We start from the raw sequence: 22,414 nt of genomic DNA, 5'->3' as shown, positions 1-22,414 counted from the left end.
AACCCGGAAGCTAAGCCCTCCAGCGCCGATGGTACTGCACTCGGGAGGGTGTGGGAGAGTAGGACACCGCCGGACAACCATTCAATCAGGGCCACCCCTTTCAAGGGGTGGCCCTGATTGATATACCCACCCTTGGAAACCGCGCCGGGCGCGAGGCGTACACGAAGAAGGGCCGCGGCGTCGCTCGACGCCACGGCCCTTTCGCGACGGCTCAACCGCGGGTCTGGACGCCCTCGCGGATCTGACGGAACACCCCGGCGGCGTCGTCGACGGAGCGGTTGGGGAACATCGCCATCGCGGCGCTACCGTGGTCCGCCCAGCCGCAGATGGCGAAGTCACCGCCGTCCCCGCTGGTGGTGCCGCACTTCATCACCCCGCCCAGCTTGCCGGCGGGCACCTCGCGCAGGCCGGCCACCCGGCCGGTCTCGTCGGCCATCAGCCCGAAGAGGCTGTCCAGGTCGCGTTCCGGCTGCCAGAGCAGGGTCGTGCCACCGAAGAGCAGCACCGCGCGGGTCTCGTCCGCCGGGTCCCGGTAGACGGTGCCGAAGCTGGTGTCCAGGTCGATGTCCGCGGCGAACCCGTTGCGCAGGTAGTCGGCCGTGCTGCGGGCCCGCTCCGAGTCGTCGCGGGTCAGCCCGGCGACCTGGTCCGGGGCACTCAGCCGGGTGTCCTTCTGCTGTGCCACCCGCCAGCCGGCGGTGCCCAGGGCGGCGGCGCCGGCCAGGCCGACGGCGAGCGCCACGGCCAGGACGATCCGCCGACGGCGGGAGGCCGGCGCCCGGCGGATCGGGTCGCTCGCCGGGTCCCGGTGGCTCAGCTGGATCGGCTCGTCGGTCAGATCGACCGGGTCGGGCCCCTCGTCGAGCTGACGCTCGGTGAGATGTGCGTCGGACATGTCCGCCACCGTACGCGAATGACAGGTGGCGCACGTCGGGTCCGCGGAAGCGCTCCGTAGACTTTCAGGGTGACCGAGAGACTGGATGCCCGACGCCCCGACGCCCCGACCCTTGCCGGCCAGTACCAGCCCGGCGAGGTAGAGCAGCGACGGTACGAGCAGTGGGTAGCCGCCGGCCACTTCCGGGCGTCGGCGCAGAGCGACAAGCCGCCCTTCACCATCGTCATCCCGCCACCCAACGTCACCGGCTCCCTGCACATGGGCCACGCGTTCGAGCACACGTTGATGGACGCCCTGAACCGGCGCAAGCGGATGCAGGGGTACGAGGCGCTGTGGCTGCCCGGCATGGACCACGCCGGCATCGCCACCCAGAACCTGGTCGAGCGGCAGCTCGCCGGCGAGGGGCTGTCCCGGCACGACCTGGGCCGGGAGAAGTTCGTCGAGCGGGTCTGGCAGTGGAAGGCCGAGTCCGGCGGGGCCATCCTCGGCCAGATGCGCCGCCTCGGTGACGCGGTCGACTGGGACCGCGAGCGTTTCACCATGGACGAGGGCCTGTCCCGGGCCGTGCAGACCATGTTCAAGAAGCTCTTCGACGACGGCCTCATCTACCGGGCCAACCGGATCATCAACTGGTGCCCGCGCTGCCTGACCGCGCTCTCCGACATCGAGGTGGAGCACACCGACGACGAGGGCGAGCTCATCTCGATCCGGTACAGCGACGAGGTGGTGGTGGCCACCACCCGGGCCGAGACGATGCTCGGTGACACCGCGGTGGCCGTGCACCCCGACGACGCGCGCTACCAGCACCTCATCGGCACCGAGGTAGCCGTGCCGCTGACCGACCGGCGGATCCCGATCGTGGCCGACGAGCACGTCGACCCGAGCTTCGGCACCGGCATGGTGAAGGTGACCCCGGCGCACGACCCCAACGACTTCGAGATCGGCCAGCGGCACGACCTGCCCGCGCTGACGATCATGGACGAGCGCGGTGTCATCACCGCCCACGGCCCGTTCCAGGGCCTGGACCGGTACGAGGCCCGGCCGGCGATCGTGGCCGCGCTGCGCGAGCAGGGCCGGATCGTCGCCGAGAAGCGGCCGTACGTGCACGCGGTGGGGCACTGTTCCCGCTGCAAGACCACCGTCGAGCCCCGGCTGTCGTTGCAGTGGTTCGTCAACACCGCCCCGCTGGCCAAGGCCGCCGGGGACGCGGTGCGGGACGGCCGGGTGAAGATCGAGCCCGCCGAACTGGCCAAGCGCTACTTCGCCTGGGTCGACAACATGCACGACTGGTGCATCTCGCGGCAGCTCTGGTGGGGCCACCGCATCCCGGTCTGGTACGGCCCGGCCGGCGAGATCGTCTGCGTCGGCCCGGACGAGCAGCCGCCCACCGGCGAGGGCTGGCACCAGGACGAGGACGTCCTGGACACCTGGTTCTCCAGCGGCCTGTGGCCGTTCTCCACCCTGGGCTGGCCGGAGCGGACCCCGGACCTGGCGAAGTTCTACCCGACCAGCGTCCTGGTGACCGGCTACGACATCCTCTTCTTCTGGGTCGCCCGGATGATGATGTTCGGCCTGTACGCGATGGACGGCCGGCAGCCGTTCGACGTGGTCGCCCTGCACGGCATGGTCCGCGACGAGCACGGCAAGAAGATGTCCAAGTCGTTCGGCAACGTCGTCGACCCGCTGGACTGGATCGACCGGTTCGGTGCCGACGCCACCCGGTTCACCCTGGCCCGGGGCGCCAACCCCGGCCAGGACGTGCCGGTGAGCGAGGAGTGGTGCCAGGGCTCGCGGAACTTCTGCAACAAGCTCTGGAACGCCACCCGGTTCGCGCTGCTGAACGGCGCGCACACCGAGGGGGAGCTGCCGCCCGCCGCCGAGCTGTCGACGGTCGACCGGTGGATCCTGTCCCGCCTGGCGCACGTCACCGCCGAGGTGGACGAGCAGTTCGAGGCGTACGAGTTCGCGAAGGTCTGCGACCTGCTGTACCACTTCGCCTGGGACGACGTCTGCGACTGGTACGTCGAGCTGAGCAAGCCGGTGCTCGCCGAGGGCGGGCCGGCGGCCGAGGCCACCCGACGGGTCCTCGGGCACGTGCTGGACCAGCTGCTGCGGCTGCTGCACCCGGTCATCCCGTTCGTCACCGAGGAGCTGTGGATCGCGCTCACCGGCGGCGAGACGGTGATGACGGCCGCCTGGCCGGTGGCCGACCGTACCCGGATCGACGACGCCGCGGAGGGCGAGGTCGGCGCCGTTCAGCGGGTGGTGACCGAGATCCGGCGGTTCCGCTCCGACCAGGGGCTGCGCCCGACCCAGCGGGTCGCGGCCCGGCTGGACGGCCTGGCCGTGGCCGGGATCGCGGCGCACGAGCCGCTGATCCGCTCGCTGGTCCGGCTCGACGCCCCGGCCGGCGACTTCCAGGCCAGCGCCACCCTCGCCATGCCCGGGGAGGTCAGCGTCGAGCTGGACACCCGCGGCTCGATCGACGTGGCGGCCGAGCGGGCCCGGTTGACCAAGGACCGCGCGGCGGCCGAGAAGGAGGTCGCGCAGGCCCGGGCGAAGCTCGACAACCCCGCCTTCGTCGGCAAGGCCCCCGAACCGGTGGTCGCCAAGATCCGTGACCGGCTGGCGGTGGCCGAGGCGGACCTGACCCGGATCGACGCCGCCCTGGAGGGGCTTTCCTCGTGACCGACCGCACCGATCCCACCGAGTTCACCGACGTCGACGCCGAGCTGGCCGGGCGGGGCTTCACCCGCATGGTCTTCGAGCTGGACCGCATCGAGTCCCTGCTCGACCTGCTCGGCAGCCCGCAGCGGGCGTACCCGTCGATCCACCTGACCGGGACCAACGGCAAGACCTCCACGGCCCGGATGATCGACTCGCTGCTGCGCGCCTTCGGCCTGCACACCGGCCGCTACACCAGCCCGCACCTGGAGACGGTGCGGGAGCGGATCGCCCTGGACGGGGAGCCGGTCAGCGAGGAACGCTTCGTCGCCACGTACCGCGAGGTGAAGCCGCTGGCCGAGCTGGTCGACCAGCGCTCGTCGGAGCCGCTGACCTACTTCGACATGACCACCGCGCTGGCCTTCGCCACCTTCGCCGACGCGCCCGTCGACGTCGCGGTGGTCGAGGTGGGGCTCGGCGGGGCCGAGGACGCCACCAACGTGCTCCAGGCCGGGGTGGCCGTGCTGACCCCGATCGGGCTGGACCACACCGAGTGGCTGGGCGACACCCTGGAGGACATCGCCCTGCACAAGGCCGGGATCATCCACCCCGGCGCGACGGTGATCTGCGCCGCGCAGGACGACGAGGCGGCCCGCCCGATCCTGGCGCGCTGCGTCGAGGTCGGCGCGACCGTCGCCCGGGAGGGCACCGAGTTCGGGGTGCTGCGCCGGGCCGTCGCCGTCGGCGGGCAGGTGCTCACCATCCAGGGCCTCGGCGGCGTGTACGAGGAGGTGTTCATCCCGCTGCACGGCGCGCACCAGGCGCAGAACGCGGCGGTGGCGCTCGCCGCCGTCGAGGCGTTCCTGGGGGCCGGGACGAAGCGACAGCTCGACGTGGAGGCCGTCCGCGAGGGCTTCGCCACGGCCAGCTCGCCGGGCCGGCTGGAGAAGGTGCGTACCGCCCCGACGATCCTGCTGGACGGGGCGCACAACCCGCACGGGATGACCGCCACGGTCACCGCGGTGCAGGAGGAGTTCGCGTTCAGCAAGTTGGTCGGGGTGCTCGCCGTGCTGGCCGACAAGGACGCGGGCAGCCTGCTGGAGCTGCTGGAGCCGGTCCTCGACTCGGTGGTGGTGACCAGCAACAGCTCGCCCCGGGCGATGCCGGCCGACGAGCTGGCCGCGCTGGCCCGCGAGGTGTTCGGGCCGGATCGGGTGGAGGTCGCCGACGAGATGCCGGACGCCATCGAGGCGGCCGTCGCCGAGGCCGAGTCCGACGTGCCCGGTGAGCTGTCCGGGGTCGGCGTGCTGGTCACCGGCTCGGTGGTGACCGTGGCCGACGCCCGACGGCTGCTCAAGCGATGAGCGCCCCCGACGAGGACCGCCGCGACCCGGTCGCCGACCCGGTCGCGCCGGGGGAGCGGCGCTCCGGGCTGCGCAACCCCGACAGGGCGGTGCGCGGCCTGGGCGCCGGGACGCTGGCCCTGGAGGCGCTGGTGCTGCTGCTCGCCATCCAGCCCATCCGGGTGGTCGGCGGCGACCTGAGCGGGGCGGCCATCGCGGCGATCGTGGCGCTGGCCGCCGCCTGCGTGGTGCTGGCCGGCCGGATGGGGCGGCCCTGGGCCTGGCAGGCCGGCACGGTGGTGCAGGGCCTGCTGCTGCTCTCCGGGCTGCTGCACTGGTCGCTGCTGGCGCTGGGGATCATCTTCGGGCTGGTCTGGGCGTACGCCCTGCACGTCCGCCGGGTCATCCTCGGCTGAGCCGGTCGTCAGGCCTCGGCGCGCTCCCGCCACTGGGTGAGCGCGATGCCGTGCCCGTCCGGGTCGCGGAAGGCGGCGGCCCAGACCTCCAGCTTGGTGCCCCGGTTGACCACCCGGGGCGCGTAGGTGAACTTCACCCCGGAGTCCTTCAGCCGCCGGTAGGCCGCGTCGATGTCGTCCACCTCCAGGTTGACGTGCACCAGCCGGCGGCTGATCGGGGCGGCGCCGGTGACCTCGCGCAGCACCAGGCGGGTGGCGCCGGAGGCGAGCACCGCGTTGCCGGAGCCCCGGTCGATCTCGCCGAAGCCCAGCGACCGGTAGAAGTCCAGCGACCGGGACAGGTCGGTGACCAGCAGGGTCAGCCCGACCCCGCTGATCGGGGCGCCCTGGTCGACCGGGTCCGCCGCCGGGTCGTACCCGAAGATCGCCTCGTCCAGCTCGTCGGGGTCGATCCGGTCCCGGGGCTCCGGGTCGTCCAGCGGCACGTCCACCGGGTCCACCACCGGGGCGTCGAAGCGTTCGTCCACCGGCGGGCGGGGGGACGGGGTGGTGGCGGCCCGGCGCGGCAGCCCGCCGGCCGGCGGGGGCTCGACCAGGGTGCCCTCGAGCACGACCGGACCGCCGGGGCGCTGGTGCACCACCACCGGTTCACGCTCGTCGGGCAGCACCACCGGCTCGGGGCGCAGCGGGTCGGCCGGGGGCGGGTCGCGGAACTCGTCGCGCAGGTCGTCGTGGAAGTCGTCGTCGGGCGTACGGCCGGCCCACGGCGGGGCCTCCTGGACGATGAGCACCTCGTCGACCGGCTCGGTGTCGGCGTACTCGGGCGGCAGGTCGGCGGCGGCGACGTTCTCCGCGTGGGTGGGGACTTCGTCCCAGAGCACCCGGACGTGCCGCTGGTCGTCCAGGGCCACCCGGATCGGCAGCGTCTGCCCCAGCGAGGGCCACTTGGACACCGGCACCCGCGGCTCGATGATCTTCTTGGAGCGGGGCGGCAGGCCCGGCGCGTCGATCACCAGTTGCAGCTCGCAGCGGCCGAAGGCGTACTGGGTGGGTGGCTCGGAGGCGCTGTGCACGTGCCCGACGCCGATCACCCAGGTGCGCCCGCCGCCGCGGACGGTGGCCAGGGCGATCGCCAGCACCAGCAGGGCCACGCCGAGGGCCACGATCGACCAACTGGTCATGCCCAGCCCGAACAGGACCACGAATGTCGCCACGGTGCCGAGGACGGCGGCGATGAGCTTGCGTACCGGCGCGATGGTGCGGTTCCCGCCATTCGCCACAGTGGACCTCCCAGGGGTCAGGACCAGGCTAGGCGGGATCGGCGGCCGCTGGAAAGAGCAGCCGCCGCGCCGACGCCGGGACCGGGTCGCTAGGCTGACCGTACCCAGCCCGGCCGTCTTCCGCGCACAGGAGGAACCCAGCGTGTCCAGCAGCAGCCCGGATGAGCGCACGCTCGTACTGATCAAGCCCGACGCGGTCCGCCGCGGCCTGGTCGGCGAGATCGTCTCCCGCTTCGAGCGCAAGGGCCTGCGGATTGACGCGATGGAAACCCGGACGCTGGACGGAAACTTCGCCGACCAGCACTACGCCGAGCACGTGGACAAGCCGTTCTACCCGCCGCTGAAGGCGTTCATGACCGCTGGGCCGCTGGTCGCCCTGGTGCTCTCCGGCGACCAGGTGATCGAGGTGGTGCGCGGCATGATCGGCGCCACCGACGGCCGGAAGGCCGCCGCCGGCACCATCCGCGGCGACCTCTCCCTGTCCAACCGGGAGAACCTGGTGCACGCCTCGGACTCCACCGACAGCGCCAAGCGCGAGATCGGCCTCTGGTTCCCCGAGCTGGGCTGAACGCCGCCGCCGGCTCCGAACCCGGACCGTGGTCGGGGCCGTCCGCTGTCTCAGGCGGGGAGCCGGGACAGCTTCGTCGGGTTGCCAACCAGATAGAACCCGGTGATCCGCCCGTCGGCCGTGGCTACGGTCAGCGTGTAGCGGGCCCCGTCGGACCAGCGGATCAGCAGCGCCGGCTGGCCGTTCAGCTCGGCGGGCGTCGCCGTCACGGCGCGCGGCCGGGCGTAGATGCCGGCGAAGAACCGGGCGATGCGGTTCGCCCCGCGCACCGGGTTGCGCGCCGCCCGAGCCGCGCCGCCGCCGTCGGTCCAGGCCACCGCGTCGGTCGCCACCAGCTCAGTGAGCCGGGGCAGGTCGCCGTCGCGGGCGGCGGCCAGGAACGCCTCCAGCAGCCGCCGCTGCTCGGCCCGGTCGGCGTTGAACCGCCGACGGCCCTCGGCCAGCCGGGCGACCGCCCGATGGTGCAACTGCCGGCAGTCGGCCGCCGACCGGTCCAGGATGTCGCCGATCTCGGCGTACGGCACGGCGAACGCGGTGTGCAGCACGTAGACCGCGCGCTCCGGCGGGGTGAGCCGTTCCAGCAGGTGCAGCAGCGCCATCGACACAGAGTCCCGCAGCTCGGCGCTGTCCAGCGGGCCGAACGGGGACGGCTCGGTCGGCACCGGCTCGGGCAGCCACGGCCCGACGTACGTTTCCCGGGCCGCCTGGCGGGCGCGCAGCCGGTCCAGGGCCAGCCGGGTCACCACCCGGGACAGGTACCGGCGCGGCTCGGCCACCGACTCCCGGTCCACGTCGAGCCAGCGCAGGTACGCCTCCTGGAGCACGTCCTCCGCGTCGTGCAGGCTGCCCAGCAGCCGGTACGCCAGCCCGAGCAGCATCGGCCGGTGCGCGGTGAGCGCACCGGCCGCCTGCGCCGCTCCGCTGGTGGTCACACCTCGAGCGGCGGCTGGGTCTGGCTGGTCACGCTGATCCGGTTCCACACGTTGATTGTCGCAATCGCGATGATCAGGTCGGCCAGCTCCTTCTCCGACCACACCTTGGCGGCGGCGTCCCACACCTCGTCCGGCACGCCGTGCTGGCCGAGCTGGGTGACCGCGTCGGTCAGCGCCAGCGCGGTCCGCTCCCGCTCGTCGAAGAACGGCGCCTCCCGCCAGGCGGCGACGGCGAAGAGCCGGCGGCTGTCCTCGCCCGCGGCGAGCGCGTCCCGGCTGTGCATGTCCACGCAGAACGAGCAGCCGTTGAGCATCGACGCCCGCAGCTTCACCAGCTCCAGCACGGTGTGGTCGACGTTCGCCTGGGCGTACTTCTCCATCGCGAACACCGCCCGGTACGCCTCCGGCGCCACCTTTGCCATGTCGATCCGACTCATCTCGGCCTCCCTCAGCAGGTACGAATTCACCCGTACGACGGAACCCGGCGGCGGCGATGTGACGGCCTGCGCTGTGACGGTGGTCATGTCGCCGCGGGCCGGGACGGTGGGATTACTCGGGGGCGATCTTCGACGCCGATCGAGTAGGCTTGGCGACCGTAAGGCGATGACCCGGCCATCACCGGCGAGCCTCCGGAAGAACAGCCGGGTGACCGGCCCAGTAGAACCGGACGGGTCCGGCCCGTCACAGCCGGCCAACGAGCGGGCGGTCGCACCTCGACCGCCAAGCGGGGTGGTACCGCGGGCCGCTCGGGCACGCCGTCGAGGCGTACCCGGAAGGCTCGTCCTCGCAGACCACAGATGAGTGAGCTGCGCGAGGAGAGCGACCCCCGATGGCCTATCCGATGCACGACCCGACCGCCGCCGGTGTCCCGGCGAGCCCGGACCTGCCCGCGGTCGAGCGCCGGGTCCTGGAGCACTGGACGGCCGACAAGACCTTCGAGGCCAGCGTCGAGGCCCGTCCGGCCGGCACCGACGGCAAGAACGAGTACGTCTTCTACGACGGCCCGCCGTTCGCCAACGGCCTGCCGCACTACGGCCACCTGTTCACCGGGTACGTCAAGGACGTGGTGCCGCGCTACCAGACCATGCGCGGCCGGCACGTCGAGCGGCGCTTCGGCTGGGACTGCCACGGCCTGCCCGCCGAGGTGGTGGCCGAGAAGCAGCTCGGCATCACCAGCAAGGCGGAGATCATCGATCTCGGCGTGGCCCGGTTCAACGAGGCCTGCCGCACCTCCGTGCTGGAGTTCACCCAGGACTGGGAGCGGTACGTCACCCGGCAGGCCCGCTGGGTCGACTTCGCCAACGACTACAAGACCCTCGACCTGGACTACATGGAAAGCGTCATGTGGGCCTTCAAGACCCTGCACGACAAGGGTCTGGTCTACGAGGGTTTCCGGGTGCTGGCGTACTGCTGGCGCTGCGAGACGCCGCTGTCGAACACCGAGACCCGGATGGACGACGTCTACCGGGACCGGCACGACCCGACCCTCTCGGTCTGGTTCGGGCTGACCCCGGACGAGTCCGCCCCCGAGCTGGTGCGTGGGCCGGTCCGGCTCGGCGTCTGGACCACCACGCCGTGGACCCTGCCGTCCAACCTGGCGCTCGCCGTCGGCCCGGACATCGAGTACGCGGTGCTGGAGCGCGACGGGGACCGCTACGTCGTGGGTGCCGCGCGGCTGGCCGCGTACGCCAAGGAGCTGGAGGGTTACGAGCAGGTCGGCACGGTGTACGGCCGGGACCTGGTCGGGCGCCGGTACGTCCCGCTCTACGACTTCCTGGTCGAGCAGGCCGGGGAGAACGCGTACCAGGTGCTCGGGGCGGACTTCGTCACCACCGAGGACGGCACCGGGATCGTCCACCTGGCCCCGGCCTTCGGTGAGGACGACCAGAACGTCTGCAACGCCGCCGGCATCCCGACCGTCGTCACCGTGGACGACCACACCCGGTTCACCGCGCTGGTGCCGCCGTACCAGGGCGAGCAGGTGTTCGACGTCAACAAGCCGGTGATCCGCGAACTCAAGGAGCGGGGGGTGGTGCTCAAGCAGGACACCTACACCCACTCGTACCCGCACTGCTGGCGCTGCGACACCCCGCTGGTCTACAAGGCGGTGTCGTCGTGGTTCGTCGCGGTGACCAGGTTCAAGGACCGGATGGTCGAGCTCAACCAGCAGATCAACTGGACGCCGGGGCACATCAAGGACGGCTCGTTCGGCAAGTGGCTGGCCAACGCCCGCGACTGGTCGATCAGCCGGAATCGGTTCTGGGGCTCGCCGATCCCGGTGTGGAAGTCCGACGACCCGAACTACCCGCGGCTGGACGTGTACGGCTCGCTGGCCGACATCGAGCGGGACTTCGGCGTACGCCTGACCGACCTGCACCGGCCGGCGGTGGACGAGCTGGTCCGCCCGAACCCGGACGACCCGACCGGGAAGTCCATGATGCGCCGGGTGCCGGAGGTGCTGGACTGCTGGTTCGAGTCCGGCTCGATGCCGTTCGCCCAGGTGCACTACCCGTTCGAGAACGCGGACTGGTTCGAGCACCACTACCCGGGCGACTTCATCGTCGAGTACATCGGGCAGACCCGCGGCTGGTTCTACACCATGCACGTGCTGGCCACCGCGCTGTTCGACCGGCCGGCCTTCCGCAACTGCCTCAGCCACGGCATCCTGCTCGGCTCGGACGGGCGCAAGATGTCCAAGAGTCTGCGCAACTACCCGGACGTCTACCACGTCTTCGACGCGTACGGCTCGGACGCGATGCGCTGGATGCTGATGTCCTCGCCGGTGCTGCGCGGCGGTGACATGCCGGTCACCGAGGCGGGCATCCGGGACGCCGTCCGGCAGGTGCTGCTGCCGCTGTGGAACGTCTGGTACTTCTTCTCGCTCTACGCCAACGCCGACGGCTACTCCGCGCGGCGCCGCACCGACTCCACCCACCTGCTGGACCGGTATGTGCTGGCGAAGACGAACGAGCTGGTCGAGACGGTCGGCGCGCAGATGGAGGCGTACGACATCTCCGGCGCCTGCGCCACCGTCCGGTCCTACCTGGACGCGCTGACCAACTGGTACGTGCGTCGCTCCCGGGACCGGTTCTGGTCGGGCGACGCCGAGGCGTTCGACACCCTGTGGACGGTGCTGGAGACGCTCTGCCGGGTGGTGGCGCCGCTGGCGCCGCTGACCGCCGAGGAGATCTGGCGTGGCCTCACCGGCGAGCGGTCGGTGCACCTGACCGACTGGCCGTCGGCGCAGGAGTTCCCGGCCGACCACGAGCTGGTGTCCGCGATGGACAACGTGCGCGCGGTCGCCTCGGCGGCGCTGTCGCTGCGCAAGGCCAAGGGCCTGCGGGTACGGCTGCCGCTGTCGAAGCTGACCGTGGCCTCCCCGGTCGCGGAGAAGCTGCGGCCCTTCGCCGACCTGGTCGCCGACGAGGTCAACGTGAAGGAGGTCGTCTTCTCCGACGAGGTGTCCGCGTACTGCCAGCAGGTGCTGACCGTGGTGCCGCGCGCGCTCGGCCCGCGGGTCGGCAAGGCGGTGCAGCAGGTGATCAAGGCGGTCAAGGCGGGGGAGTGGGAGCTGGTCGACGGCGCCCCGGTCGCCGCCGGCGTCACCCTGGCCGAGGGCGAGTACGAGCTGCGGCTGGTCGCCGCCGACGCCGAGCACTCCACGCCGCTGCCCGGCGGCGAGGGCGTGGTCGTGCTGGACACCGAGGTCACCCCGGAGCTGGCCGCCGAGGGCCTGGCCCGGGACGTGGTCCGGGTCGTGCAGCAGGCCCGCCGGGACGCCGACCTGGACGTCTCGGACCGGATCGTGGTGTCGGTGTCGGCCTCCGACGAGGTACGCGCGGCGGTGTCGGCGTACACCGACTTCGTGGCCCGGGAGGTGCTGGCCGACACGGTCGACTTCGCCGAGGGCGTCGACGGCTTCGCCGGCGAGGTCGGCGAGGGCGAGCGCGTGACGGTGGCCGTCCGCCGGGTATGAGGTAGTGCGGCGGCGGCGGTCCGGCGGTGTTCCGCCGGGCCGCCGCCACCGGCTCCGCCCGCGCCCCGACAGGCCCGCTCACCAGCCGGCCGGCCCGCCACCCGCGCGGCGCTCCGTGTACCCGTCCGCTACCGTGACACCGCCTGTTCACGTACGACCGCCGGAGGACCAGTGCCCCTGCTCTACACCATCGGCAAGCTCACCGTGGCGCCCGCGCTCCGGTTGGCCTTCCGTCCGACCGTGGAGGGGTTGGAGCACATCCCGGAGACCGGTGGTGCGATCTTCGCGGGCAACCACCTCTCGGTCGCCGACGAGCTCTTCCTCGGCACCGTGGTGCCGCGGCACCTGGCCTTCTGGGCCAAGTCGGAGTACTTCAAGGGCACCGGGCCCAAGGGCGCCTTCTCCAAATTCGTGCTCACCGGCCTGGGCGCCATCCCGGTCGAGCGGGCCGGCGGCCGCGCGGCGCTGTCCGCGTTCGACGCCGCCATCCCCGCGTTGCAGGGCGGCGACCTGGTCGCGGTCTATCCGGAGGGAACCCGCTCGCCCGACGGGCGGCTCTACCGGGGGCGTACCGGCACGGTCCGGCTGGCGGTGGCGGCCGGCGTGCCGATCATCCCGGTCGGCATGATCGGCACGGACAAGGCCCAGCCGATCGGCGCCCGGGTGCCCCGGCCCGGCCGCGCGAAGATCACCGTACGGTTCGGCAAGCCGCTGGACTTCACCGGCCGGTCCGACGACCGGACCTCGCTGCGGGCGATGACCGACGAGCTGATGGCCGAGATCCAGAAGCTCACCGGCCAGGAGTACGTGCCGCGCTACGCCCCGCCGCGCGCCCACCCGCCGCTGGCCGGGGAGCCCGGCGCCGTCTGACGCCGAGGCGTCCGCGGGCGCTGCTCGGCCGGGGACAACTCCCCGGCGAACCTCAGGGCTGCGCCGGCGCCGGCGTGACGATCTGTTCCCGCAGGGTGTCCAGCAGGCGGGCGCTGTCGTCGACGGAGAGCCGGGTGAAGACGGCGGTGGTGATGCTGCCGTAGTCGACCGAGGTGCAGACCACCACGTCGGCGCCGCCCGACCGGCCGGTGGCGCACCGCTCGTACCGGCCGCGCACCCCGGTCTCGACCGCCTGGGGGGCGGCGAGCCGGTAGGTCTCGGTCAGCCGGGTCATCTCGTCATCCGCGTCGGACTCCGGGTTGAACCGGAAGCCGGTGCCGCCGAACACGGTGACCCGCTTGCCGTCGCCGGTGCCGTAGACCCCGGCGAAGACATCCTCGGAGAGCAGGTTCGCCGCGCGTACCTCCGCCTTGAGCCGCTTGGCGGTGGCCTGGCTGCCGGCGTCCTGCCGCAGCGTCAGGTCGGCCACCTGGCCGGGCAGCGCGGCGTCGGCCGGGTACTGCTCCCACATCGGCTTGCCGAACCAGGCCGGGCAGCCGCAGCAGCAGACCAGGCTCAGCAGCAGCACCCAGGGCCAGCGCCGACGACGCCGGACCGGCACCGGGACGTACCCGCGGGGCGCCTCCCACCCCGGTGGCGGGGCGACCGCCTTCGGCCGGCGACCCCGGCGCTGCTTCGGTGGCGGGGCCGGCGCGGGCGGCGGGGGAGGTGGCGGTCCCGGCCGGGGCGGGGCGGCCGGCGGCGGCGACACCGGGTGCGTGGCGGGCGGCGGGTACGGGCGGGACGGCAGGGGCGCGGCCTCGTAGGGCCGGGTGGCCGGCGGCGTCGCCTCGTAGGGCCGGGTGACCGGGGGTGCGGGGTAGGGCAGGGTCGGCGGGAGCGCGGGGAGATGGTGGTGGTGCTCCAGTTCCCAGGAGCCGGTGTCCGCGCCGGCCCACGGGTCCACCGGGGTGCGGTGCTCGGGCAGCTCGACCGGGGTGGGCGGGACGGGCGTGGGCTCCGCCGACTCGCCCCAGACGCGGCGGCGCGGCGGCGGGGGCGGGACCGCCGCCGAACCGGTCCAGCGCGGCGCGGGCGGCTCCGGCTCGACCCGGGTCGGCTCGGGCGTGACGGGCGCACCGGTGTCGACTCGCGTGGGGTCCGGGGTGGCGGCCGGCAGACCGGTGTCGACTCGGGTGGGGTGCGGGGCCGCAGGCGCGCCGGTGTCTACCCGGGTGGGCTCCGGTGCGCCGGGCGCAGGGGTGTCGAGCCCGGTGGGCGGTGCGGTGTCGATCCGGGTGGGCGGAGGTGCGTCGTCCGTGGGGGCGGCGTCGGCCGGGGCTGATTCCGGGGCGTCGGACGTCCGGCCCTCGACGGGTGGGGCCGGTGAGGTCGGCGCGGTGGGCTCTCCCGGGGACGCGGGGGCCGGCTCGGCCGCCGTCCGCTCCGGGGCGCCCGGGGCGGTGGCCCGGTCGACGGGCAGCTCACGGCTGCCCTCCGGGCCCGTGCGGGGCCCGGCGTCGGCGGGTGCGGGCGAGGGGGTCGGCTCCTCGGCGACGGCCGGCTCCCGGCCGACGTCGGTGACCGGGGGGCTCCCGTCGGCCGGCCGGTCCGCCCCCGGCTGCGGCTGCGGCATCGCGGCAATCTCCTCTCGCGCCGGTTGCGAGGTTAGTACCGGCATGCCACCAGCGACGAACCCGTCCACCGTCGGTCGCCCTCGGGCGACGCCCGGTGAGGGTGCCGTAACGGGTCAGACCGAGCCGGGCGTTCCGGCGGGGGGTCGAAGATCGGGTCGCATTTTCCGAGTCTGAGCACGGCGTGTCGTCTCGGTGAATGCGACTGGATCTTGGGGGATCGGGCGGTGGCGGCGGGGAGCCGGCGCGGGGGGTGTTGACCTGGCCGGGGCAGGGGGTGCGCTGCGGGTGGGTTCCGTCGGGGGGTGGCGGACGGTGCGGCGCGGTGGACGGCTGACGGGCGCGTACCCTTGGGCATCATGAGTGCCCCGTCCACGACGCCGCGCCCCGCCGCGGCCAATTCCGTCTGGCCCCAGCTGGAGCCGCTGCTGCCCCAGGTGACCAAGCCCATCCAGTACGTCGGTGGCGAGTTGGGCGCGGTGGTCAAGGACTGGGACGCGGCCACCGTGCGCTGGGCGCTGATGTATCCCGACGCGTACGAGGTCGGCCTGCCCAACCAGGGCGTGCAGATCCTCTACGAGGTGCTCAACGAGCTGCCCGACGTGCTCGCCGAGCGCACCTACGCGGTCTGGCCGGACCTGGAGAAGCTGATGCGCGCCCACGGCGTGCCGCAGTTCACCGTCGACGCGCACCGCTCGGTGCGCGACTTCGACGTGTTCGGCGTGTCGTTCTCCACCGAGCTGGGCTACACCAACCTGCTCACCGCGATCGACCTGGCCGGCATCCCGCTGCTCGCCGCCGACCGCACCGACGCCGACCCGGTGATCCTGGCCGGCGGGCACGCCGCGTTCAACCCGGAACCGATCGCCGACTTCGTCGACGCCGCCGTGCTGGGTGACGGCGAGGAGGCGGTCCTGGAGATCACCACGATCGTCCGGGAGTGGAAGGCCGAGGGCTCCCCGGGCGGGCGCGACGAGCTGCTGCTGCGGCTGGCCCGCACCGAGAGCGTCTACGTGCCGCGCTTCTACGACGTGGACTACCTGCCCGACGGCCGGATCCAGCGGATCGTGCCGAACCGGGCGGACGTGCCGTTCCGGGTGCACAAGCGCACGACGATGGACCTGGACGCCTGGCCGTACCCGAAGAAGCCCCTCGTGCCGCTCGCCGAGACCGTGCACGAGCGGTACGCGGTGGAGATCTTCCGGGGCTGCACCCGGGGCTGCCGGTTCTGCCAGGCCGGCATGATCACCCGCCCGGTGCGGGAGCGCTCGATCACCACCGTCGGCCAGATGGTCCGCGACGGGCTGGAGTTCTCCGGCTTCCACGAGGTGGGCCTGCTGTCGCTCTCCTCCGCCGACCACTCCGAGATCGGCGACATGTGCTCCGGCCTCGCCCAGCAGTACGAGGGCACCAACGTGTCCCTGTCGCTGCCGTCGACCCGGGTGGACGCGTTCAACATCGACCTGGCCCAGGAGTTGTCCCGCAACGGCCGGCGTACCGGCCTGACCTTCGCCCCGGAGGGCGGGTCGGAGCGGATCCGCAAGGTCATCAACAAGATGGTGTCGAAGGAAGACCTGATCCGCACCGTCGTCACCGCGTACACCAACGGCTGGCGGCAGGTGAAGCTGTACTTCATGTGCGGCCTGCCCACCGAGACGGACGACGACGTCCTCGAGATCGCCGACATGGCGCACGAGGTCATCAAGGCCGGCCGGGCCGCCACCGGTTCCAAGGACATCCGCTGCACCGTCTCCATCGGCGGCTTCGTGCCGAAGCCGCACACCCCGTTCCAGTGGGCGCCGATGGAGCGTCCCGAGGTGATCGACCACCGACTCAAGATCCTCAAGCAGGCGATCAACTCGGATCGCTCGCTGGGCCGGGCGATCGGCTACCGCTACCACGACGGTGAGCCGTCGCTGATCGAGGGCCTGCTCAGCCGCGGTGACCGCCGGGTCGGCGCGGTGATCCGCAAGGTCTGGGAGAACGGCGGCCGGTTCGACGGCTGGAGCGAGCACTTCTCGTACCAGCGCTGGGTGGACGCCGCCGCCGAGGCACTGCCGACCTTCGGCGTGGACCTCGACTGGTACACCACCCGGGAGCGCGACGAGCTGGAGGTCCTGCCCTGGGACCACCTCGACTCCGGCCTGGACAAGGACTGGCTCTGGCAGGACTGGCAGGACTCGCTCTCCGAGTACGAGCAGGACGACTGCCGCTGGACCCCGTGCTTCGACTGCGGCGTCTGCCCGTCGATGGACACCGAGATCCAGATCGGCCCCACCGGCCGTAAGCTGCTCCCGCTCACCCCGGTCAACGGCCTGAAGGTCCCCACCGGCGCCCAGCAGTGACCGTACCGGGGCGGGTGCACCGCGCGTGGGCGCGCCACCCGCCCCGCCCCGGCGATCATGAAGTTATTGTCACCGGCATCCGTGGCACCTTCATGACCGACCGGTCCTGACACCGAGGAGCACGACGATCAGCAGGAAACCACAGCCGGAGGGCGGGCAGGCGCCGGTCGTCCAGCGCGTCCGGATCCGGTACGCCAAGCGCGGCCCGCTCCGGTTCACCTCGCACCGGGACTTCGCCCGGGCCTTCGAGCGCGCGTTGCGCCGGGCCGGCGTCCCGATCGCCTTCTCCCAGGGCTTCACGCCGCACCCCAAGATCTCCTACGCCAGCGCGGCCCCCACCGGTGTGGCGAGCGAGGCGGAGTACCTCGAGATCGGCCTGCGCGAGCCGGTCGACCCGGAGCAGCTGCGCGCCGCGCTGGACGCGGCGCTCTCGCCGGGGCTGGACGTGCTGGACGCGGTGATCGCCGCGAGCGGCAGCCTGGCCGACCGGATCGAGGCCTCGCACTGGCGCATCGAGCTGCCCGAGGTCGAGCCGGCCGCGCTGCACCGCGCCGTCGCCGCCTTCACCGCTGCCGACGAGATCCAGGTCGAGCGGATGACCAAGCAGGGCCGGCGCACCTTCGACGCCCGGGCCGCCGTCATGCGTATCGATGTGGTGCCGCCCGCGGAGACGCCTTCCGGGGTACCGGGCTCCGCGTGTGCGATACTCGAACTGGTCGTGCGGCAGGTCACCCCGTCCGTACGGCCCGATGACGTCCTTTCCGGCCTCCGCGTGGTGGCCGACCTGGTGCCGCCGGTTTCGCCGAGGGTGATCCGGCTGGCGCAGGGCACGCTGACCGCGCAGGGTGCGATCGTGGATCCGTTGGACGCGGACCGCGACGGGGCAACCATCGGTGAGCACTGACCGACGGTCGGTGCTCTAGGCAGCCAGACTTCGGCGGTCGCGCACCTCGCGCGCCGGCGGAAACACTTTTGCGGCAACCCTGCGTGGCAGCGCTCACCCGCGCCCGGGGCGGCCAGAACTGGAGAACGTCCATGCTCGAGAACGAGCCCGAGGGCGGCGAACGGACCGGCGCACAGCCGGCCGGCCAGACCGCCGACACCACCAACAGCACCAGCGCCGAGGGCGCCGCCACCGACAGCGCCGCCGAGGCCGCGCCGAAGCGCCGGCGCACCACCCGGCGCAAGGCGGCCCCGCTGAACCAGCCGGAGCAGGTCGAGGCGCCCGCCGAGGCGTCGGCGACCGCCGCGTCCGCCACCGACGAGGCGCACCAGGGCGAGGTACTGGCCCCGGTCGCCGGTGACCTGGACACCCCGCCCAAGACCACCCGTCGCCGGCGCAAGGCGACGCCCGCCAAGGCCGCCGAGGAGCCGGAGGTAGCCACCGGCGCCGAGGATCACTCGGCGGAGGTCGTCCCGCCGGTGAAGGTCACCCGTACCCGGCGCAAGAAGGCCGCCGCCCCGGCGGCCGCCGAGCCGGCCGCCGAGATCCCGGCCGAGGCCCCCACGCCCGCCGTGGAGGCCGCGCCGGTGGTCGAGCCGGTCGAGGAGGAGGAGCCCGCCGTCGAGGCGGCGGCGCCCACCGAGCCCACCGCGGTCGACGAGGCCGAGGCCGCCGAGGCCGCCGAGGCCGCCACCGAGGAGGCCCGGCCGGGTGCCGCCGAGCCGGCCGTCGCCGCCTCCGGCGTCGAGAGCCGGGCCGGCGAGGTCCCGCCCGGTGTCGCGGTGCCCGGCGCCGAGCCGGCGGAGGTCGCGCCGGAGCCGCGGACCCGTCGTCGGCGGGCCGCGCTCTCCGCGCCCACCGTGCTGTTCATGGCCCCGCTGCCCGAGGAGCTGCCCGCCGTCCGCGTGGTCGAGCCTGGCCCGGCGGCGGCCGAGGAGGCCGTCGAGGAGCCGGCCGAGACCGGTCGCCGGCGTCGCCGCGGTCGCCGCGAGGTCGAGCCGGTCGAGGTGCTCGAGGTCGAGGAGGAGCCCACCGGCGAGGCCGAGGAGGCCGTCGAGGCCGAGGAAGAGGACGAGGACGAGAGCGCCGCGGCCCGCCGTCGCCGTCGTCGTGGTCGCCGGGGCCGCGGTCGCGGCAAGGGCGGCGCCGAGGACAGCGACGAGGAGGAGGCCGAGGAGGCCGTCCAGGCCGAGGCCGAGGCCGAGGGCGGCGAGGCCGAGGAGCCGGAGGAAGAGGAGGGCGAGGGCGACGGGCTGACCCGCCGCCGGCGCCGTCGTCGCCGCCGGGGTGCCGGGGACGTCGAGGCGGGCGCCGAGGACGGCGTGCCCACCGTGGTCAAGATCCGCGAGCCCCGCAAGGCCGTCGACGAGGTGCAGGGCGTCTCCGGCTCGACCCGGCTGGAGGCCAAGCGCCAGCGCCGTCGGGACGGCCGCGAGCAGCGCCGTACCCGGCCGCCGATCCTCAGCGAGTCGGAGTTCCTGGCCCGCCGGGAGGCGGTCGACCGGGTGATGGCGGTACGCCAGCGCGGCGACCGCACCCAGATCGCGGTCCTGGAGGACGGCGTGCTGGTCGAGCACTACGTCACCCGCAACTCCTCCGGCACCATGGCCGGCAACGTCTACCTCGGCAAGGTGCAGAACGTCCTGCCCAGCATGGAGGCGGCCTTCGTCGACGTCGGGCGCGGCCGCAACGCCGTCCTGTACGCCGGTGAGGTCAACTGGGACGTGAGCGGACTGGAGGGGCGGGCCCGCTCGATCGAGCAGGCGCTGCGCTCCGGCGACTCGGTGCTGGTGCAGGTCACCAAGGACCCGATCGGGCACAAGGGCGCGCGGCTGACCAGCCATATCGCGCTCTCCGGCCGGCACCTGGTCTACGTGCCGAACGGCAACGCCTCGGGGATCAGCCGGAAGCTGCCGGACAACGAGCGCAAGCGGCTGCGGGACGTGCTGAAGAAGCTGGTCCCCGACGGCGCGGGCGTGATCGTCCGGACCGCCGCCGAGGGCGCCAGCGAGGACGAGTTGGCCCGCGACGTCAAGCGGCTGCAGGCGCAGTGGGAGGACATCCAGGCCAAGGCGGCCGAGGGTGGCGCCCCGGTGCTGCTCTACGAGGAGCCGGACCTGGTCATCCGGGTGGTCCGGGACCTGTTCAACGAGGACTTCCGCGAGCTGGTCATTGAGGGCGAGCAGTCGTACGACATGGTCGAGTCGTACCTGTCGCACGTCTCGCCCGACCTGGTCGCCCGGCTGCGCCGGCACGTCGGCACCACCGACATCTTCGCCGAGTACCGGATCGACGAGCAGATCATCAAGGGGCTGGACCGGAAGGTCTTCCTCCCCTCCGGCGGCTCGCTGGTCATCGACCGCACCGAGGCGATGACCGTCATCGACGTCAACACCGGCAAGTACACCGGCTCCGGGGGCAACCTGGAGGAGACGGTCACCCGCAACAACCTGGAGGCGGCCGAGGAGATCGTGCGCCAGCTCCGGCTGCGCGACCTCGGCGGCATCGTGGTGATCGACTTCATCGACATGGTGCTGGAGTCGAACCGCGAGCTGGTGCTGCGCCGGCTGACCGAGTGCCTCGGCCGGGACCGGACCAAGCACCAGGTCACCGAGATCACCTCGCTCGGCCTGGTGCAGATGACCCGCAAGCGGATCGGCGCGGGCCTGCTGGAGGCGTTCAGCGAGACCTGCGAGTGCTGCAAGGGCCGCGGCCTGATCATCCACACCGAGCCGGTGCCGGAGAAGCCGCGTGCCGGCGCCGGCGCGGGGGAGAAGGTCAAGGCGGTCGCCTCCTCGGTGGCCGCCGCCCCGGCGACCGAGCAGACCGGCGGGCCGTCGCGGCGGCGCTCGCGCAAGGCCGCCGCCGCGCCGGAGCGCACGGTGGTGGAGACCACCGAGGCCGCCGACGTGGACCGGGTGGCCGAGGCGGAGGCCGAGTACCACGACACGATGGGCTACGACCTGTCCCGGTACGAGACGGAGACGCCGGCCGCGCCGGCGGTCGCCGACAGCCTGGAGGGCGAGTCGGCCCGGCTGGCCGGGGTGGACGACCCGGACGCGCTGGGCGACACCGAGGAGGAGAGCGGCGAGGGCGGCACCGGCCGGCGCCGGTCCCGCCGCGGCGGCCCCCGTCGGCGGACCCGCCCGTGACGGGCTGACCAGCCCGACGTTTCGCGGGGCCCCTCTCGGCGGCAACAGTGCCGGCGGGAGGGGCCCTGTCGCGTTCTCCGGCCCCGGCTACGATCGGTCACCCCCGGCTAGGAGAAGACAATGCGCCGCCTGCTCGCCGCCACCCTGGTGACCGCCGTCCTGCTGACCGGCTCCGGCTGCTCCGGCGACCGGTCCGACGAGGCCGCCCCGGCCACCACCGGCCCGTCCACCGGGCCGTCCGCCACCTCGACCGTGCTGCCGTCCGCCCCGGTCAGCGTCGCCCCGGCGGGAGGCAACGGGCCCCAGGTCTGCGCCGCCGCCGAGCAGGCCTCCTCGGCGGCCGTGCGGACGTACGTCGAGGAGCTGGGCAAGATGATCGCCGCAGTCGGCGCGAACGACAGCACCGGGGCGGAAACCGCCCGGAAACGGGCCGAGTCGGCGCTGACCGGCTGGCGGGCGGCGCTGCGTGAGCAGTCCGCCCAGGCCACCGACCCGCAGTTGAAGACCCTGCTCACCGACCTGGCCACCGAGATCGGCACGCTCGGCGCCGACGTCGAGTCGATCGACGAGACCGAGCTCGACCGCCTCCAGCAGCGCCTCGACCAGCTCTGCGGGCGCTGACCGGCGGGCCCGGTTTGGGTGTCACCCGGTCCATGGCGTACGCTTGCCTGCGGCGCACTTTGGTGTGCCGAGTTCCCGCGTGCCCGCGCCGCCGGTGTCACTGCTACCCGGCGAGTCGCCGTGGGAACGACCAGCCAGCAGCCTCAACGACAGGGAGTCCGCCTCCGATGTACGCGATCGTCAAGACCGGCGGCAAGCAGTACAAGGTCGCCGAGGGCGACGTGATCGAGGTCGAGAAGCTCGCCGGTGCCCCCGGCGACGCGGTGAAGCTCACCGCGGTGCTCCTCGTCGACGGTGACGACCTGGTGACCGACGCGGCGAAGCTTGCCTCGGTCGCGGTGTCCGGCGAGATCGCCGCGCACACCAAGGGCCCGAAGATCCGGATCCACAAGTTCAAGAACAAGACCGGCTACCACAAGCGCCAGGGTCACCGCCAGCCGCTGACCCAGGTCAAGGTGACCGGCATCTCCAGCGGGAAGTAGGTCGTCCTCCAATGGCTCACAAAAAGGGTGCGTCCAGCTCGCGTAACGGTCGTGACTCCGCGGCCCAGCGACTCGGCGTGAAGCGCTTCGGTGGTCAGGTCGTCAGCGCGGGTGAGATCCTCATCCGTCAGCGTGGCACCAAGTTCCACCCCGGTGACCTGGTCGGCCGCGGCGGAGACGACACGCTCTTCGCGCTGGCCGCCGGTGCGGTCCAGTTCGGCACCAAGCGCGGCCGCAAGACCGTCAGCATCGTGCCGCAGCAGTAATACGCAGGCGTTGCGGGCCGTGGACCT

General features: G+C 73.0%; 17 protein-coding genes and 1 rRNA gene. 13 read left to right on the top strand and 5 right to left on the bottom strand.

Annotated elements, in window-relative coordinates; translation table 11 throughout:
* Nucleotides 1-75: ribosomal RNA gene (gene rrf, locus ACTMTB_RS14835) — 5S ribosomal RNA — on the top strand; the annotation flags it as partial.
* A gap of 136 nt (nt 76-211) precedes the next feature.
* On the opposite strand, the gene ACTMTB_RS14830 is transcribed toward rrf, so the two are convergent.
* Complete coding sequence (locus ACTMTB_RS14830) at nt 212-895, bottom strand: hypothetical protein (RefSeq protein WP_441145896.1); 684 nt, start codon at nt 893-895, stop codon at nt 212-214.
* A 69-nt stretch (nt 896-964) separates the two neighbouring features.
* Between ACTMTB_RS14830 and ACTMTB_RS14825 the strand changes: the two genes are divergently transcribed.
* The 3 genes from ACTMTB_RS14825 to ACTMTB_RS14815 all read left to right on the top strand — a co-directional run bounded on the left by ACTMTB_RS14825 (nt 965) and on the right by ACTMTB_RS14815 (nt 5,318).
* Complete coding sequence (locus ACTMTB_RS14825) at nt 965-3,583, top strand: valine--tRNA ligase (RefSeq protein WP_441145894.1); 2,619 nt, start codon at nt 965-967, stop codon at nt 3,581-3,583.
* A 68-nt stretch (nt 3,584-3,651) separates the two neighbouring features.
* The gene (locus tag ACTMTB_RS14820) at nt 3,652-4,923 is read left to right on the top strand and encodes a bifunctional folylpolyglutamate synthase/dihydrofolate synthase (protein ID WP_441145952.1); all 1,272 of its coding nucleotides are present in this window, start codon (nt 3,652-3,654) and stop codon (nt 4,921-4,923) included.
* Nucleotides 4,920-5,318, top strand: a complete 399-nt coding sequence (locus ACTMTB_RS14815) for a DUF4233 domain-containing protein (RefSeq protein WP_441145892.1) — start codon at nt 4,920-4,922, stop codon at nt 5,316-5,318. The genes ACTMTB_RS14820 and ACTMTB_RS14815 overlap by 4 nt, the downstream gene beginning before the upstream one ends.
* 8 nt (nt 5,319-5,326) lie before the next feature.
* Here the strand turns inward: ACTMTB_RS14815 and ACTMTB_RS14810 are convergent, their stop codons facing one another.
* A complete protein-coding gene (locus tag ACTMTB_RS14810) occupies nt 5,327-6,598 on the bottom strand; it encodes a VOC family protein (protein ID WP_441145890.1) in 1,272 nt (423 codons plus the stop codon).
* Nucleotides 6,599-6,740: 142 nt separating this feature from the next.
* On the opposite strand from ACTMTB_RS14810, the gene ndk reads away from it, so the two are divergent.
* On the top strand, nt 6,741-7,166 hold the full coding sequence (ndk, locus tag ACTMTB_RS14805; RefSeq protein WP_441145888.1) for a nucleoside-diphosphate kinase: 426 nt from the start codon (nt 6,741-6,743) through the stop codon (nt 7,164-7,166).
* A 50-nt stretch (nt 7,167-7,216) separates the two neighbouring features.
* Here ndk and sigJ read toward each other — a convergent pair whose 3' ends face one another.
* Nucleotides 7,217-8,098, bottom strand: a complete 882-nt coding sequence (gene sigJ / locus ACTMTB_RS14800) for an RNA polymerase sigma factor SigJ (RefSeq protein WP_441145886.1) — start codon at nt 8,096-8,098, stop codon at nt 7,217-7,219.
* A complete protein-coding gene (locus tag ACTMTB_RS14795) occupies nt 8,095-8,535 on the bottom strand; it encodes a carboxymuconolactone decarboxylase family protein (RefSeq protein WP_154942443.1) in 441 nt (146 codons plus the stop codon). Before ACTMTB_RS14795 ends, sigJ begins: the two co-directional genes overlap by 4 nt.
* 392 nt (nt 8,536-8,927) lie before the next feature.
* Here ACTMTB_RS14795 and ileS point away from each other — a divergent pair, with 392 nt between their 5' ends.
* Together ileS and ACTMTB_RS14785 are read left to right on the top strand one after the other, a co-directional pair.
* The gene (gene ileS, locus ACTMTB_RS14790) at nt 8,928-12,074 is read left to right on the top strand and encodes an isoleucine--tRNA ligase (protein WP_441145884.1); all 3,147 of its coding nucleotides are present in this window, start codon (nt 8,928-8,930) and stop codon (nt 12,072-12,074) included.
* 171 nt (nt 12,075-12,245) lie between these two features.
* The gene (locus ACTMTB_RS14785) at nt 12,246-12,944 is read left to right on the top strand and encodes a lysophospholipid acyltransferase family protein (RefSeq protein WP_154942445.1); all 699 of its coding nucleotides are present in this window, start codon (nt 12,246-12,248) and stop codon (nt 12,942-12,944) included.
* A 52-nt stretch (nt 12,945-12,996) separates the two neighbouring features.
* On the opposite strand, the gene ACTMTB_RS14780 is transcribed toward ACTMTB_RS14785, so the two are convergent.
* Nucleotides 12,997-14,580 (bottom strand): hypothetical protein, encoded by a 1,584-nt coding sequence (locus ACTMTB_RS14780; RefSeq protein ID WP_441145882.1) that lies wholly within the window; start codon nt 14,578-14,580, stop codon nt 12,997-12,999.
* A 357-nt stretch (nt 14,581-14,937) separates the two neighbouring features.
* On the opposite strand from ACTMTB_RS14780, the gene ACTMTB_RS14775 reads away from it, so the two are divergent.
* The 6 genes from ACTMTB_RS14775 to rpmA all read left to right on the top strand — a co-directional run bounded on the left by ACTMTB_RS14775 (nt 14,938) and on the right by rpmA (nt 22,387).
* A complete protein-coding gene (locus ACTMTB_RS14775; RefSeq protein ID WP_441145880.1) occupies nt 14,938-16,923 on the top strand; it encodes a TIGR03960 family B12-binding radical SAM protein in 1,986 nt (661 codons plus the stop codon).
* A 184-nt stretch (nt 16,924-17,107) separates the two neighbouring features.
* Nucleotides 17,108-17,827 (top strand): TIGR03936 family radical SAM-associated protein, encoded by a 720-nt coding sequence (locus ACTMTB_RS14770; protein WP_441145950.1) that lies wholly within the window; start codon nt 17,108-17,110, stop codon nt 17,825-17,827.
* Between the two features lie 131 nt (nt 17,828-17,958).
* Complete coding sequence (locus ACTMTB_RS14765; protein WP_441145878.1) at nt 17,959-21,018, top strand: Rne/Rng family ribonuclease; 3,060 nt, start codon at nt 17,959-17,961, stop codon at nt 21,016-21,018.
* A 120-nt stretch (nt 21,019-21,138) separates the two neighbouring features.
* Nucleotides 21,139-21,639, top strand: a complete 501-nt coding sequence (locus ACTMTB_RS14760; RefSeq protein WP_441145876.1) for a hypothetical protein — start codon at nt 21,139-21,141, stop codon at nt 21,637-21,639.
* Nucleotides 21,640-21,806: 167 nt separating this feature from the next.
* Nucleotides 21,807-22,121, top strand: a complete 315-nt coding sequence (gene rplU / locus ACTMTB_RS14755; RefSeq protein WP_088960746.1) for a 50S ribosomal protein L21 — start codon at nt 21,807-21,809, stop codon at nt 22,119-22,121.
* An 11-nt stretch (nt 22,122-22,132) separates the two neighbouring features.
* The gene (rpmA, locus tag ACTMTB_RS14750; RefSeq protein WP_088975624.1) at nt 22,133-22,387 is read left to right on the top strand and encodes a 50S ribosomal protein L27; all 255 of its coding nucleotides are present in this window, start codon (nt 22,133-22,135) and stop codon (nt 22,385-22,387) included.
* Nucleotides 22,388-22,414: the final 27 nt, after the last annotated feature.

The sequence above is a fragment of the Micromonospora sp. L32 genome, from assembly GCF_052068055.1.
GTDB lineage: Bacteria > Actinomycetota > Actinomycetes > Mycobacteriales > Micromonosporaceae > Micromonospora > Micromonospora purpureochromogenes.
This window is presented reverse-complemented; position numbering and strand designations above follow the sequence as displayed.

What these genes read in the sequence shown, in the direction of transcription:
- ACTMTB_RS14815 (WP_441145892.1), top strand. Translation starts at nt 4,920, where the DNA reads ATGAGCGCCCCCGACGAGGACCGCCGCGACCCGGTCGCCGACCCGGTC.
- rplU (WP_088960746.1), top strand. Translation starts at nt 21,807, where the DNA reads ATGTACGCGATCGTCAAGACCGGCGGCAAGCAGTACAAGGTCGCCGAG.
- ACTMTB_RS14830 (WP_441145896.1), bottom strand. Translation starts at nt 895, where the DNA reads ATGTCCGACGCACATCTCACCGAGCGTCAGCTCGACGAGGGGCCCGAC.
- ACTMTB_RS14775 (WP_441145880.1), top strand. Translation starts at nt 14,938, where the DNA reads ATGAGTGCCCCGTCCACGACGCCGCGCCCCGCCGCGGCCAATTCCGTC.
- ACTMTB_RS14820 (WP_441145952.1), top strand. Translation starts at nt 3,652, where the DNA reads ATGGTCTTCGAGCTGGACCGCATCGAGTCCCTGCTCGACCTGCTCGGC.
- rpmA (WP_088975624.1), top strand. Translation starts at nt 22,133, where the DNA reads ATGGCTCACAAAAAGGGTGCGTCCAGCTCGCGTAACGGTCGTGACTCC.
- ileS (WP_441145884.1), top strand. Translation starts at nt 8,928, where the DNA reads ATGGCCTATCCGATGCACGACCCGACCGCCGCCGGTGTCCCGGCGAGC.
- ACTMTB_RS14765 (WP_441145878.1), top strand. Translation starts at nt 17,959, where the DNA reads ATGCTCGAGAACGAGCCCGAGGGCGGCGAACGGACCGGCGCACAGCCG.
- ACTMTB_RS14780 (WP_441145882.1), bottom strand. Translation starts at nt 14,580, where the DNA reads ATGCCGCAGCCGCAGCCGGGGGCGGACCGGCCGGCCGACGGGAGCCCC.
- ACTMTB_RS14760 (WP_441145876.1), top strand. Translation starts at nt 21,139, where the DNA reads ATGCGCCGCCTGCTCGCCGCCACCCTGGTGACCGCCGTCCTGCTGACC.
- ACTMTB_RS14795 (WP_154942443.1), bottom strand. Translation starts at nt 8,535, where the DNA reads ATGAGTCGGATCGACATGGCAAAGGTGGCGCCGGAGGCGTACCGGGCG.